The following is a 13,855-nucleotide window of genomic DNA, read 5'->3' on the forward strand; positions in this document are numbered from 1 at the left end:
GGCGGATGTGTCAGGCCGTCCTGCGGGCGGCCTGCGCCGGCCGCAGGCGCGTCGCCACTTCGTCCACCGACAGCACGTCGCCGAAGAACAGCAGCCAGCCGTGCAGCGCGTGCTCATGTTCGGCCGGTGTCACCGCGGCCAGCGCATCGTCCACCATGATGGTGCGGAAGTCGCGCATCATGGCGTCGCGCGCGGTCGATTCGCAGCAGACGTTGGTGACCGTGCCGGCGATCAGCAGCGTATCCACGCCCCGTCCGCGCAGCAGCGGCTCCAGTTCCGACGAGCCCGTCGCCATGGCGCTGTAGAAGCGCTTGACCACGCGCAGATCGCTGTCGGCCGGCCGCAGTTCGGGATGCAGGGCGAAGCCCGGCGAGTCGCGGCGCAGGGTTTCCAGGCGCCGCGCGCTGCGCTCGGGTGTCAGCATCACGCCATGGTGGTGCGACCAGAAGGCGTCGGCGTTGTCGGAGGCGGTCTGCACCCACACCACCGTGCCGCCGGCCGCGCGCACCGCCTCGCACAGGCGGTTGACTGGCGCGATGATGCCGCGCGCCGCGGCGCATTCGCCTTGGTAGCCGGGAAGCGTGAAGTACTGCTGCATGTCGATTACCACCACCGCGGTGCGGGCGCCGGGCAGGGTGTCATAGGGATGCAGGCAGCCCTGGCGGGCGATGACGCGGTCCTGGACCCATTGCGGGATCTGCATAGCGGTTCCTTATCCGTAGCGCCGCGCCACGGCGGCTTCGATGCGATACACCACCAGATACATCGCGCTGGAGATCAGCGCCAGCATGGTGATGGCGGTCATGACGATGTTCAGCTTGAAGACCTGGCTGCCGTTCATGATGAGAAAGCCCAGGCCCGAGTCGGCCGACTGGAATTCACCGACGATGACCCCCACCAGCGCCAGGCCGATGTTCATCTTCACGGCGGCAATCAGCGTCGGCACGCTGCCCGGCAGCACCACCTTGGTCAGCACCTGCCAGCGGCTGGCGCCGAAGGTGCGCGCCAGCTTGACCTTGTTCAGGTCAATGGCGCGAAAGCCGGCATACACCACCATGATGGTCACGAACACCGCGATCGCCACGGCCATGCCGTAGACCGCGTAATCCGACCCCAGCCACAGGTAGAAAATCGGCACGAAGGCGATCTTGGGCATCGCGTTGGCCACCACCAGGAATGGGTCCAGCACCTTGTAGAGGAAGTCCGACCACCACAGCGCGGCGGCGACGATGATGCCGATCACCATGCTCAGGGTGAAGCCCACCAGCGTGGCCCACAGCGTGGTGGCGATGTGATGCGCCAGGTTGCCCTGGTTCCACAGTTCCAGGAAGGTCGGCCACAGCGCGCTCGGATAGCTGGTCAGCAGCGGATTGAGGATGTGCATGCGCGGCAGGATTTCCCAGGCGCACAGGAACACCACCAGCAGCAGCGCCTGGGCGACGCGGATGTGGCGGCGGCGGGCGCGGTCGCGCCGCAGATAGTCCAGGTACTTCTGGCTGGGCGCGGGCACGGCGCGCAGCGGCACGGTATTGGCGACAGGTGCGTTCACGGCTCAACCCTCCACATGGACATCCAGCTCGTCCCAGAGCTGTTTGAAATAGGCATTGAATTCCGGCCGGGAGCGGGCCTGGAACGGGGTCGGCCGCGCGCCTTCCCCGTAGTGGATGCGATACTGGCTTTTCAGGCGGCCGGGCCGGCGCGACAGCACGATGACGCGGTCGGTCATGGCGATGGCTTCGCCGATGTCGTGCGTTACCAGCACCACGGTCTTGCCCTCGCGCCGCAGGATATCGACCACCTCGTCGGAGATCGCCAGCCGGGTCTGCGAATCGAGCGCCGAGAACGGCTCGTCCAGCAGGATCACATCGGGCTCGGTGACCAGCGTGCGCGCCAGCGCCGCGCGCTGGCGCATACCGCCCGACAGCTGGCGCGGCGTGTGCGACAGGAATGCGCCCAGCCCGCATTTTTCCAACAGGTGCACCGCGCGCGCCTCGCTGCGCGCGTCGCGCCGGCCCTGGATCTCGGCGCCCAGCATGACGTTTTCCAGGATGCTGCGCCACTCGAACAGATAGTCCTGCTGCAGCATGTAGCCGATACGCGGATTCGGTTCGGTGACCGCCTGGCCATCGATCATCACGGCGCCTGACGTGGGGGTGATCAGCCCCGCGATCAGCGACAGCAATGTGCTCTTGCCACAGCCGCTCTGGCCGATCAGGCTGACGAATTCGCCTGGCGCCAGCGTGAACGACACCTTGGACAGGGCTTCGGTCTCGCCTTCCGGCGTGAAATAGCTCAGGCAGACATCGCGCAGCTCGATCTTGGCGGTGGCCGCGTCCGGCTTCAGGTTATGGACGACGGCGTTCATTGCGGCACCTTCCTGGCGAAGTCCGCCACCACCACGTCCTCGTACTTGACGCGGGCGCTGTCCTTCATGACCGCGCTGGCCACCAGCATGTCCTGCAGCCGGTTCATGGCGTCGGCCGTCACCAGCGGCGACGTCTTCCAGATCCGGTACCGCTTGTAGCGCTCGATGGCCTCGGTCACCGCGGCCGCGTCCATGCCGGGGAAATAGGCCATGATCTGCGGCGCCAGCGTGGCCGCCGGCGTGTCCTGCACGTACTTTTCGGCGCGTGCCACCACGTTGGTCCAGGCCTGGATGACCTTGGGATTGTCGTGGATGTATTTGTCGGTGGCGGTGAATACTGTGTAGTCCACCTGGCCGACTTCGTGGCCGACCGAGGCCACGATATATCCCTTGCCGTTGCGCACCAGCTCGCCGGCCTCGGGCTCCAGGAATATGCCGTAGTCGCCCTGGCCGGCCATCCAGGCGCCGGCGCGCGCCGGGATGCCGATATTGTTGAGCAGCTTGACGTCCTTTTGCGGGTCCAGGCCGTGCTTGCGCAGCGCCGTTTCCAAGAACACGACCGGGTTCGAGCCGGGGCGAAAGCCGATCACTGCCTTGCCCTTGAGCATGTTCCAGTCGAATTTCTCGACCGGCTTGCGCGCCAGCAGGAAAAAGCCGTCCGTGGCGGTCAGGCCGGCGAAGATCTTCGGCTTGACCGGCGATTCGCTGTTCTGCACGTAGATCGAGGCCTCGGGGCCGATCAGCACGATGTCGGCGCTGCCCGAGAGCAGGGCGGTCATGCCCTTGTCCGTGCCTTGCGAGGTTTTCATGGATACGTCCAGCCCGGCGTCCTTGAAGTAGCCCTGCGACAGGGCGACATACTTGGGCACATAGAGGATGGAGCGCACCACTTCTTCGTAGCGCACTTTGACGGGGGGATTCAGGGCCTGGCCATGGCTGGCGAGAGGGGCGAACGCGGCGCTGAGCGTAGCGAGCAGCGCAACGGCTGCCCGGCGGGGCGATGACAAGGATTTCACGGGACTTTCTCCTGCGTCTATATGCCTCGCCGGACCCGGCGCGACACGGCCAAATGGGGATGGAGCGACTGCAACAACAGGGAAGCCCGAACTTGGGTGGCCCGGGCCGATACGGCTTGGATCGAATACTATATTCAATACAAACAGGCCACAAGACTTTTGGGGATTGGTGTTTTCTCTATGAGCGAGCGCCGTCCTGCCTCGGAGAACCCGAAGCTGGGATACCACTTGGTATACAAAAAGGGGGAATCAGCCCGTCAAGCGGCGTGACGGGCGGGCAGGGCGGAGGGCGCTGCCGGTTTCAGGCCAGTACCTGCTGCAGGAAGCGCGAGATATCGGCCACTTCCTCGGCGCAGACCGAGTGCGGCATGGGGTAGGTGTGCCAGCGCACGTCATAGCCCAGGCGTTCCAGTTCGGCCCGCGAGGCCTCGGCGCGCGGCAGCGCTACCACTGGGTCGTACAGGCCGTGAGCCAGAAAGATCGGCGTGCGCTGGTTGGCTGGCGCGCGCTCGGCCTCGGCGCTGTCCAGTAGCGGCAGGTAGCCCGACAGGCCCATCATGCCGGCCAGCTTGTCCTGCAGGCGCAAGCCCGTGTGCAGCGTCATGGCGCAGCCTTGCGAGAAGCCCGCCAGCACGATGTTCGCGGTCGGGATGCCGCGCGCATTCTCGCGCGCGATCAACTTGTGGATCGCCGCTTCCGAGGCGCGGATGCCCTTGGCGTCTTCCACCCGCACCAGGTCCATCACCAGGATGTCGTACCAGGAACGCATCGCCATGCCATTGTTGATGGTGACGGGCTGCACCGGGGCGTTGGGAAACACGAAACGCACGCCGAGGTCGGCCGGCAGGTCCAGTTCCGGCACGATCGGCGCGAAGTCGTTGCCGTCGGCGCCCAGGCCGTGCAGCCAGATCACGGCGTGCGTGGGATTCGAGGCGGTTTCGATCTCGATGCAATCGAGCAGGTCGGTCGGGGCGTTCATGGACGGCGGCATCAGTGGTTGAGGGTCTTGAGCGCCTGGAACAGGGCGCGGTAATGCTTCTTCTGCGGCTCCTGCCCTTGCAGCAGGGCGGCATTGGCCAGCTTTTCCTTGCGCGCGGCGCGGATCACCGAGCGCAATTGCTGCACGTCCGCCTGCGGATTGTCGTTCAGCAGCTTGGTCAGCGCCTCGTCATCGTCGAGCAGGCGGTCACGCAGGGTTTCCAGGCGATGCATGGCCGCGGTTTCCTCGCGCGAGCCGTTTTCCCAGACGTCGAGCTGGGCGCGGATCTCGTCGGCGGGGGCGTCGCGCATCAGCTTGCCCACGAAATGGGTCTGACGGCGCCGGCCTTCGCGGCTGGTGGTGCGCTGCGCCTCGCGGATCGCCTCGTAGAGACGCTCGGCCAGGGGCAGTTGCTTGAGGCGTTCGGGGGACAGTTCGATCAGTTGCTTGCCGAGATCCAGCAGCGCATGCATTTCGCGCTTGATCTGCGACTTGCTGGGACGATCGTAGCCGTTCTCGTCGTAGCCGTCGGTGGGTTCTTCTTCGATGTGGGAATTCATGGAAAACTGCGCAATGACAGACTTGGCTATGATAACCGTCTCTGCAAATTGGACAGCAATGGTCAAATCCTCCTCCTCCTTGCCGCTGGCGGCCAATCACGCGCGTTTTTCCGAACTCGTCGAGCAAACCCTGGCCTACGCGCGCCAGATCGGCGCCTCGGACGCCGCGGCCGAAGTTTCCGAAAGCCTGGGCCTGTCGGTATCGGTGCGCAAGAACGACATCGAAACCGTCGAACAGACCCGCGACCGCTCGCTCGACCTGACGGTCTACGCCGGCCAGAGCCGCGGCTCCGCCTCGACCTCCGACTTCTCCGAAGCCGCGCTGCGCCAGACGGTCGAAGCCGCCTGGCACATCGCCCGCCACACCGCCGCCGATCCGGCCGCCGGCCTGCCCGACGCCGACCAGTTGGCCACCGAATTCCCCGACCTCGATCTGCACCGCGCCTGGGCGGTCTCCACCGAGGAAGCCGCCGAGCTGGCGCTGCGCGCCGAACGCGCCGCGCGCGAGGTCGATGCCCGCATCACCAATACCGACGGCGCCACGGTCGGCACCTATGAAGGCCAGTTCGTCATGGGCAACACCCGTGGCTTCCTGGGCGGCTACCCGTATTCGCGCCACAGCCTGTCGGTGGCGCCCATCGCCGGCCGCGGCAACGGCATGCAGCGCGACTACTGGTATACCTCCGAGCGCGACCCGGCCAAGCTGGCCACGCCCGAGGCCGTCGGCCGCTACGCCGCCGAACGCACCCTGTCGCGCCTGTCGGCGCGCCGCATCCGCACCGGCAAGTTCCCGGTGCTGTTCGAGGCGCCGCTGGCGCTCGGCCTGGTCGGCGCCCTGACGCAGGCCGCCAACGGCGGCGCGCTGTACCGCAAGGCCAGCTTCCTGCTCGATGCGCTGGGCAAGCCGATCTTCCCCGAACACATCAACCTGACCGAGGACCCGCACATCCGCGGCGCCATGGGCAGCTCGCCGTTCGACGACGAAGGCGTGCGCACGCGCAAGCGCAACGTGGTGTCGGCCGGCGTGCTGGAAGGCTATTTCCTGTCCTCCTACACCGCGCGCAAGCTCGGCATGCAGACCACCGGCAACGCCGGCGGCTCGCACAACCTGGTCTTCAGTTCCACGCTGACGCGCCGCGGCGACGATTTCGAAGCCATGCTCAAGAAGATGGGCACGGGCTTCCTGGTCACCGAACTGATCGGCCAGGGCGTGAACTACGTCACCGGCGACTACTCGCGCGGCGCTTTCGGCTACTGGGTCGAAAACGGCCAGATCCAGCACGCGGTGCAGGAAGTCACCATTGCAGGCAACCTGTCGGACATGTTCCGCCAGATCGTCGCGGTGGGCGCCGATACCATCTCGCGCGGCACCAAGACCACCGGCTCGATCCTGATCGAGCAGATGGCGATCGCCGGCACCTGATTGCTCCGCGCCCGCGCCATGTCGCCCGCCCACGCGGGGCCTTCGGCCCACGGGGCGGGCGTTTTCATTGGCGCGGCCGGGGCCGGTCGCGGCGCTTCGCGCCGGCCACGGCACCCAGCCCGTCTTTGCAATCCTTTATCGCTTGGGAATTCCTCTAGCCGTCAGGCCCATTTGCAACGTGTAATATCCGGCGGGTATTGCTCGAACGCGTATCGGTGTAGAGGAGCAAAGAGATGCAACGACGTTCATTCCTGAAGCAGGCGGGCCTGGGGACCATGGCGGCGGGGGCGGCGGTCAGCGCGCCCGCCCTGGCCCAGGACTCGCCCTCCATCAGTTGGCGCCTGGCGTCCGGCTTTCCCGCCGCGCTGGATCTGCGTACTGGCGCCGGCGAGATGTTCTGCAAGTTCGTCGCCGATGCCACCGGCGGCAAATTCAGCATCCGCCCGCAGGCTGACGGCGCAATCGCGTCCGCGGCCGAACTGCTGGATGCCGTCGGCGCCGCCAAGGTGGAATGCGCCCACGTCTCCTCGGCCGCCTGTTTCGCCAAGAATCCCGCCTTCTGCTTCGATTCCGCCGTGCCATTCGGGCTCGACACCGGTTCGATGGACGCCTGGATGCTCGAGGGCGACGGCCTGCGCCTGACGCGCGAGCTGTTCAAGGCGCACAAGATCCTCAACTTCCCCCTGGGCAACACCGGGCCGCAGATGGGCCTGTGGTCCAACCGCGAAATCAAGCGCGCCACCGACCTGAAAGACCTGAAGATGCGCGTCGACGGCCTGGCGGCGCAGGTGCTGGCGCGTCTGGGCGTGGCGCCGCAGGGGGCCGAATCGGCGGCGCAGGCAGAGGCCGCCAAGCAGGCCGGGGCCGCCAGGGCATCCCAGGACGGCAAGCCGGAAGCGGGCGCCGCGCCCGCCGGCCCGGACGCCGTGGCCGGGGCGGGCGCCTACGACGACGCCAAACTGGGCCTGAACAAGACCGCGAAGTTCTATTACGGCCCGAGCTGGTGGGCCCCCAGTGAACAGCTGTCGCTCTATATCAATGAAGAGGCCTGGGCCAAGTTGCCCAAGCACTACCAGGCGGCGCTCGAGGCCGCCGCCCTGGCCGCGCATACCCGCACCACTGCGGCCTATGCCGCCCGCAATCCGGCGGCGCTGGCCCAGTTGGTCGCCGCCGGCGCCCAGGTGCGCGCCCTGCCGCGCTCGGTCATGGACGCCGCCTTCGAGGCCGCCGAGCAGGTCTACGCGGCGCTGGGCGAGAAAGATCCGAAGTTCAAGGAAATCCACGACAACTACATGGGCTGGCGCGACCACGCGATGCCCTGGTTCCGCCTGACGCAAGGCGCCTACGACCAGTATCTGGGCGTGGCGTTGTCGGCGCGGGGGTGAGCAGGCCCGGGTGCCGAATGGCATTCGGTAGGAGGTGGGGTTTTCGCTGACAACCCCGTGTTTTTTACAAAAAAATGGGCGGTTTTGCTCCTTTTGTTGAACGGCATTCGAGTTTCGGCCTGATACAAAGGAGTAATATCCCGGGTCTTGACGCGCAAACGTGACGCCTTCACGCGCCATTGGACGTCAATCCGGCGGGTACATCCCGGCCTGGATAACCAACATTCCGAGACAGACTTTAAGGTGGTATCAACCATGCAATCCAAGACCAAGAAGCTGCTGGCCGCGCTGATCGCTGCCGGTATCGTCCCGGCCGCCCATGCGGCTGACATCAAGTTGGGCGTGGCCGAAGCCCTGTCCGGCGGCGCCGCGCAATACGGCGTGTCGATCCGCAATGGTTTCCAACTGGCGGCCGACGAAATCAATGCCGCCGGCGGAATCAACGGCAACAAGATCGTGCTGGTGGTCGAAGACGAGCAGGGCAAGAAAGAAGAAGCGATCAACGTCTTCAAGAAGCTGATCTTCAAGGACAACGTCCTGATGGTCTTCGGTCCGACGCTGTCGAACTCGGCCCAAGCCGCCGACCCGATCGCCCAGGCTGCCAAGACGGTCGCCTTCGGCACCTCCAACACCGCCGACGGCATCACCTCCATCGGCAACTACGTGTTCCGCAATTCGGTCACCGAAGCCGACGTGCTGCCGGCCACCATTGCCACCGTCAAGGCCAAGACCGGCCTGAAGAACGTGGCGGTGCTCTACGGCAACGACGACGTCTTCACCAAGAGCGGCTACGACAACTTCAAGAAGGCCCTGGAAGACCAGAAGATTCCGGTCACCACGACCGAAACCTTTGCCAAGGGCGACGTCGACTTCAAGGCCCAGCTCACCAAGATCAAGGGCACCAACCCCGACGCCATCGTGCTGTCGGCGCTGCTGGCCGAAGGCGCCCCGATCATGGTGCAGGCCCGCCAACTGGGCCTGAACGTGCCCGTCATCGGCGGCAACGGCATGAACTCGGTCAAGATCTTCGACCTGGCCCCCGGCGGCGCGTCGAACAACCTGTGGATCGGCAGCCCGTGGTCGATCGAGAACAAGGCCCCCGCGAACGTCAAGTTCATCGACGCCTACAAGGCCAAGTTCAACGGCGCGCCCGACCAGTTCGCGGCCCAGTCGTATGACGCCATGCACATCGTGGCCCAGGCCCTGAAGAACACCAAGCTGACCGGTGAACTGGCCAAGGACCGCGCCGCCCTGCGCGATGCGCTGCCCTCGGTGCAATGGAGCGGCGCCACCGGCCCGTTCAAGTTCCGCCAGGCCAAGGACCGCGCCGGCAAGCCCGCTGGCTATGACGCCGACCAGGCACCGATCGTCAGCGTGACCAAGGACGGCAAGTACGTCATCGAGAAGTAAGCAGTCGGCATCCCCGCGCGGGGGGATGCGCCTTGCGGACGGCGGCTGGCCGCGGTCCGCAAGGCGCTTTTTATCGTAGGACTCCCCAGGAATAGAACGGCTCTCTCAGGGCGGCAGGTCCACGCAATGCGCGGCGTGGAAGGCCTTACACAGGCCTGCCCCGGGTCCCGAAGCCGAGCCTGGCGAGCGGCAAGTCCACGCGGGGGGCGCGGCGTGGAGGCTCTTTTTTGATTTGGAATATGTCCCATCATGTTGGAACAACAATTCGTTAACGCCTTGTCGTTGGGCTGTGTGTACGCACTGTTCGCGCTGGGCTTCACGCTGGTATTCGGCGTGCTCGGGGTCATCAACCTCGCGCATGGCGCCGTCTTCATGGTGGGAGCCTACGCGGCGCTCTCCGTGGTGCAGCATTTCGGCCTGCCCCTGTGGGCGGCCCTGATGGTGGCATTTTTCGTCGCCGGTTTCACCGGGGTCATCATCGACTACCTGGTGCTCAAGCCGCTGCGCAAGCGCAATGCGCCGCACCTGATCCCCATGATCGCCACGATCGGCGTCGGCATCATCCTGAACAACGGCGCGCAAGGCATCTTCGGCGCGGGCAACATGCGGTTCCCGCACGGCACCGTCCCCGAGGATGTGATCGAGATCGCCGGCCTGCACCTGACCGTGATCGAACTGGGCATCATCTTCCTGTCGTTCGCGCTCATGGCGCTGCTGATGTTCGTCATGCGGCGCACCCAATTCGGCCGCGCCCTGCGCGCCATCGCCGAATCGCCCAAGGCCGCCTGGCTGCTGGGCATCAACGTCGAAAAGCTCTTCATCACCACCTCGTTCGCCGCGGCCGCCCTGGGCGGGGTCGCGGGCGTGCTGATCGGCCTGTACTCGAACGCGCTGTTCCCGCTGATGGGCCAGCCGATGCTGCACAAGGGCATCGCGGTCATCATCCTGGGCGGCATGGGCGACATTCGCGGCGCCATGCTGGGCGGGCTGTTCCTGGGCTTCGCCGAAGTGCTGTCGGTGGCCTATATCGGCTCCACCATGCGCGACGCGGTGGCATTCGGCCTGCTGTTCCTGATTCTGCTGGTGCGTCCGCAGGGTCTGTTCGGCAAAGTGGTTCAACGCAAGGCTTGAGTATGAGCGGATTCGAAAATTTCTGGGCCATCTATGGCAACCTGGTGCTGACCCTCGGCACCAACGCCCTGCTGGCCCTCTCCATCTGGCTGACGCTTGCCTGCGGCATGCTGGCCATGGCCAATGCGGCCTTCATGGGCATCGGCGCGTACGCCGCGGCGTTGCTCACCATGAACTACGACGTCTCGTTTCCGGTCGCGCTGGCCGGCGGCATGGCGGCGCCGGCCCTGGTGGCGGCGCTGATCGGCTTGCCGACCTTGCGCCTGTCCGGGGTCTACCTGGCCATGGCCACGCTGGGCTTTGGCGAGGTGGTGCGCGTGACGGTGCTGAACACCGAGTCGCTCACCGGCGGCGCGCTCGGCCTCAACGGCATCCCGCAACTGACCCAGTGGTGGCATGTCATCCTGGCCTTGGTCATCGTCCTGGTGGTGCTGTGGCGCGTGCGCGCGTCCAAGATCGGCCGAGCCTTCGAGGCCATCCGCGGCGACGAAACCGCGGCCGGCCTGATGGGCATCGACGTGCGCGCCAACAAGATGCTGGCCTTCGTGGCGGGCGCGATGATCGCCGGCCTGGCCGGCGCGCTGAATGCCCACCTGACGTTCTTCATCGGCCCCAACGAATACGGCTTTGACCGGGGCGTGGAAATCCTGACCATGGCCATCCTGGGCGGCATCGGCGGTCTGGCCGGTCCCGTGCTGGGCAGCTTCATCATTACCGTGCTGCCCGAACTGCTGCGCGGTTTCGCGGATTTCCGCCTGGTCATCAACGGAGTGATCCTGGTGGTGATTGTGCTGTTCCTGCCGCAAGGCATCTGGGATCCGGCGCGCTTCAAGCGCTGGATGCGTCAAGGAGGCAAGCGCCATGCTTGAGCTGACCTCCGTTTCCAAGAGCTTTGGCGGCCTGCACGTGCTGCATGACGTCAGCCTGTCGGTGCCCGAAGGCGCGATCTTCGGCCTGATCGGCCCCAACGGCGCCGGCAAGACCACGGTGTTCAACCTGATCACCGGCCTGCTGCCGCCCAGCGGCGGCAGCATCACCTTTAATGGTGAAAGCCTGCTGCGCAGGAAGCCGCATGCCATCACCCGCATGGGCATCGCCCGCACCTTCCAGAACATCCGTCTCTTCAAGGAGATGACGCTGCTGGAAAACGTGGTGGTGGGCGCCTACCGCCACATGAATTACGGCTTTCCCAGCCTGCTGCTGGGTCTGCCGGGTTACCGCGAGCACGAAAAGCGCGCCCGCGAGCGCGCCCACGAGCTGCTGACCTGGATGCGGCTGGACCACAAGGCCAATGACCTGGCCGACAACCTGTCCTACGGCGAACAGCGCCGCCTGGAGCTGGCGCGCGCGCTGGCCACCGAGCCCAAGCTGCTGTTGCTGGACGAGCCGGTCGCCGGCATGAACACCGGCGAGCGCGCCGAGCTGATGCGCGAGATTCTGGCGATCCGCGACCGCGGCTACACGATCCTCATGATCGAGCACGACATGCGCTTCGTGATGGGGCTGTGCGAGCGCATCGCGGTGCTGAACTTCGGCAAGATCATCGCTTGCGGCGGGCCCGAAGAGATCCGCAACAACGAGCAGGTCATCGAGGCCTACCTGGGCCGCGAAGACGACGACGACACCGAAAACGCGGAGGCCGCACAATGAGCACGATGCTGGAAGTCCGCGGACTCGAGGTCAACTACGGCCACATCGAAGCCGTCCGCGGCATCGACCTGGACCTGCAAGCCAAGGAAATCACCGCCCTGGTCGGCGCCAACGGCGCCGGCAAATCGACCACGCTGCTGGCGCTGTCGGGCCTGCTGCCCAAGGCGCGCGGCAAGATCCTGTTCGAAGGCGAGGACGTCACCAACCTGGCGCCGCACCAACTGGTGGCGCGCGGCATCGTGCAGGTGCCGGAAGGCCGGGCCATCCTCACCACCATGACCGTGCTGGAGAACCTCGAGCTGGGCGCCTACCGCCGCGGCCTGAAGAATGTCGACTCGGACCTGGAATATGTCTTCAATCTGTTCCCGCGCCTGAAAGAGCGGATCACCGGCATCGCCGGCAACCTCTCCGGCGGCGAGCAGCAGATGCTGGCGATCGGCCGCGCCCTGATGGCCAAGCCGCGCCTGCTGCTGCTGGACGAGCCGTCGATGGGCCTGGCGCCGATCGTGGTGCAGGAAATTTTCCGCTCGCTGCGGGCGATCAATGCCGACGGCCTGACGCTGTTCCTGGTGGAGCAGAATGTGCGCCAGGCGCTCAAGATCGCGCAACACGGCTATGTGCTGGAGAATGGCGCCATGGCGCTGTCGGGTACCGGTCGCGGGCTGCTGGGCCACCCGCGGGTGCTGGAAGCCTACCTGGGCGCTTGATTCGACGGGGGCGCAGGCATGGCCGAGAGGTCATGATTGCGTCCCTTTTTAAGAATGCGACAGCCGCCCGCCAGGGTACGGCAGTCGGTTTGCCTGGATCTCCCTATGCTTGCCCAATTTTTGAGCATCCGTGGTAGAATTTCGGGCTTTCCCTCATTTTGACCATTGCACGGGCGGGTAATAACGCTTAGGCGGGACGTCGATAGGGATGACGGAGTCGGCTGAAACCCAGTTTCTGGGAAGACGCGGGTTCCGCCGTCTAGTTGAGGGAAAAACCTGGCTGGATCGTCCAGCCGGAGACCATTTTTCATATCTAGGAACCATCATGAAGACCTTTGTGGCCAAGCCGCATGAAGTCCAACGTGACTGGTTTGTGATCGACGCCAAGGGCAAAGTCCTCGGTCGTGTGGCCAGCGAAGTCGCACGTCGTCTGCGTGGCAAGCACAAACCTGAATTCACGCCGCACGTTGATACCGGCGATTACATCGTCATCATCAACGCTTCCGATATCGTCGTCACCGGTACCAAGGCGAAGGACAAGAAGTACTTCCGCCACACCACGTACCCGGGCGGTATCCGCGAAACGAACTTCGAGAAGATGCAAGAGCGTTTTCCCGGTCGCGCCATTCAGAAGGCCGTCAAGGGCATGCTGCCCAAGGGTCCTCTGGGCTACGCCATGATCAAGAAGCTGAAGGTCTATGCCGGTGCCGAGCACCCGCACACCGCCCAGCAGCCCAAGACGCTGGATATCTAAGGAAACGCCATGATCGGTAACTGGAACTACGGAACCGGCCGTCGCAAAACTTCGGTGGCTCGCGTTTTCATCAAGAAAGGCACCGGCAAGATCGTCGTCAACGGCAAGCCCGTCGACGAGTTCTTCGCTCGTGAAACCGGCCGCATGGTCGTGCGCCAGCCGCTGGAACTGACCGGCCACCTGGAATCGTTCGACATCAAGGTCAACGTGCACGGCGGCGGTGAAACCGGCCAGGCCGGCGCAGTCCGTCACGGCATCACGCGTGCCCTGATCGACTACGACGCGACCCTGAAGCCCGCGCTGTCGCAAGCTGGCTTTGTGACCCGCGATGCCCGCGAAGTCGAACGCAAGAAGGTCGGCTTCCGCAAGGCGCGCCGTCGCAAGCAGTTCAGCAAGCGTTAATCGCTGCGAAAAAAGCCCGCCTCGTGCGGGCTTTTTTTACATTCCGGGGCCCCGGCCCCGATCCAGGCCCGCG

At 65.4% G+C, this 13,855-nt stretch carries 15 protein-coding genes; 9 read left to right on the forward strand and 6 right to left on the reverse strand.

Annotation, left to right across the window (positions count from 1 at the left end):
* Positions 1–10: 10 nt before the first annotated feature.
* From HV701_RS19730 to yjgA, 6 genes are all read right to left on the reverse strand, one after another.
* Positions 11–703 carry a cysteine hydrolase family protein gene (locus HV701_RS19730; RefSeq protein ID WP_175134713.1) on the reverse strand — a complete coding sequence of 231 codons (693 nt, stop codon included), beginning with the start codon at positions 701–703 and terminating at the stop codon, positions 11–13.
* Positions 704–712: 9 nt separating this feature from the next.
* The gene (locus HV701_RS19735; RefSeq protein ID WP_175134714.1) at positions 713–1,549 is read right to left on the reverse strand and encodes an ABC transporter permease; all 837 of its coding nucleotides are present in this window, start codon (positions 1,547–1,549) and stop codon (positions 713–715) included.
* A 3-nt stretch (positions 1,550–1,552) separates the two neighbouring features.
* Positions 1,553–2,365 (reverse strand): ABC transporter ATP-binding protein, encoded by an 813-nt coding sequence (locus tag HV701_RS19740; protein ID WP_175134715.1) that lies wholly within the window; start codon positions 2,363–2,365, stop codon positions 1,553–1,555.
* Positions 2,362–3,381 (reverse strand): ABC transporter substrate-binding protein, encoded by a 1,020-nt coding sequence (locus tag HV701_RS19745; protein ID WP_175134716.1) that lies wholly within the window; start codon positions 3,379–3,381, stop codon positions 2,362–2,364. The genes HV701_RS19740 and HV701_RS19745 overlap by 4 nt, the downstream gene beginning before the upstream one ends.
* A 301-nt stretch (positions 3,382–3,682) precedes the next feature.
* Positions 3,683–4,360 (reverse strand): alpha/beta hydrolase, encoded by a 678-nt coding sequence (locus tag HV701_RS19750; RefSeq protein WP_175134717.1) that lies wholly within the window; start codon positions 4,358–4,360, stop codon positions 3,683–3,685.
* 11 nt (positions 4,361–4,371) lie between these two features.
* On the reverse strand, positions 4,372–4,920 hold the full coding sequence (yjgA, locus tag HV701_RS19755; RefSeq protein WP_175134718.1) for a ribosome biogenesis factor YjgA: 549 nt from the start codon (positions 4,918–4,920) through the stop codon (positions 4,372–4,374).
* 58 nt (positions 4,921–4,978) lie between these two features.
* On the opposite strand from yjgA, the gene pmbA reads away from it, so the two are divergent.
* From pmbA to rpsI, 9 genes are all read left to right on the forward strand, one after another.
* The gene (gene pmbA, locus HV701_RS19760; RefSeq protein WP_175134719.1) at positions 4,979–6,343 is read left to right on the forward strand and encodes a metalloprotease PmbA; all 1,365 of its coding nucleotides are present in this window, start codon (positions 4,979–4,981) and stop codon (positions 6,341–6,343) included.
* 233 nt (positions 6,344–6,576) lie between these two features.
* Entirely contained in the window at positions 6,577–7,728 is a 1,152-nt protein-coding gene (locus tag HV701_RS19765; RefSeq protein ID WP_175134720.1) for a TRAP transporter substrate-binding protein, read from the forward strand.
* A 255-nt stretch (positions 7,729–7,983) separates the two neighbouring features.
* Positions 7,984–9,138 carry an ABC transporter substrate-binding protein gene (locus tag HV701_RS19770; RefSeq protein WP_175134721.1) on the forward strand — a complete coding sequence of 385 codons (1,155 nt, stop codon included), beginning with the start codon at positions 7,984–7,986 and terminating at the stop codon, positions 9,136–9,138.
* Positions 9,139–9,387: 249 nt separating this feature from the next.
* Positions 9,388–10,269 carry a branched-chain amino acid ABC transporter permease gene (locus HV701_RS19775; RefSeq protein ID WP_175134722.1) on the forward strand — a complete coding sequence of 294 codons (882 nt, stop codon included), beginning with the start codon at positions 9,388–9,390 and terminating at the stop codon, positions 10,267–10,269.
* A gap of 2 nt (positions 10,270–10,271) precedes the next feature.
* Positions 10,272–11,138 (forward strand): branched-chain amino acid ABC transporter permease, encoded by an 867-nt coding sequence (locus tag HV701_RS19780; RefSeq protein ID WP_175134723.1) that lies wholly within the window; start codon positions 10,272–10,274, stop codon positions 11,136–11,138.
* On the forward strand, positions 11,131–11,919 hold the full coding sequence (locus HV701_RS19785; RefSeq protein ID WP_175134724.1) for an ABC transporter ATP-binding protein: 789 nt from the start codon (positions 11,131–11,133) through the stop codon (positions 11,917–11,919). The genes HV701_RS19780 and HV701_RS19785 overlap by 8 nt, the downstream gene beginning before the upstream one ends.
* Entirely contained in the window at positions 11,916–12,626 is a 711-nt protein-coding gene (locus HV701_RS19790; protein ID WP_175134725.1) for an ABC transporter ATP-binding protein, read from the forward strand. Before HV701_RS19785 ends, HV701_RS19790 begins: the two co-directional genes overlap by 4 nt.
* Positions 12,627–12,951: 325 nt before the next feature.
* Complete coding sequence (rplM, locus tag HV701_RS19795) at positions 12,952–13,380, forward strand: 50S ribosomal protein L13 (protein WP_006217309.1); 429 nt, start codon at positions 12,952–12,954, stop codon at positions 13,378–13,380.
* Positions 13,381–13,389: 9 nt separating this feature from the next.
* Positions 13,390–13,782 (forward strand): 30S ribosomal protein S9, encoded by a 393-nt coding sequence (gene rpsI, locus HV701_RS19800; RefSeq protein ID WP_006388641.1) that lies wholly within the window; start codon positions 13,390–13,392, stop codon positions 13,780–13,782.
* The last annotated feature ends 73 nt before the right edge of the window (positions 13,783–13,855 follow it).

This window comes from Achromobacter pulmonis (genome assembly GCF_902859765.1).
Classification (GTDB): domain Bacteria; phylum Pseudomonadota; class Gammaproteobacteria; order Burkholderiales; family Burkholderiaceae_B; genus Achromobacter; species Achromobacter pulmonis.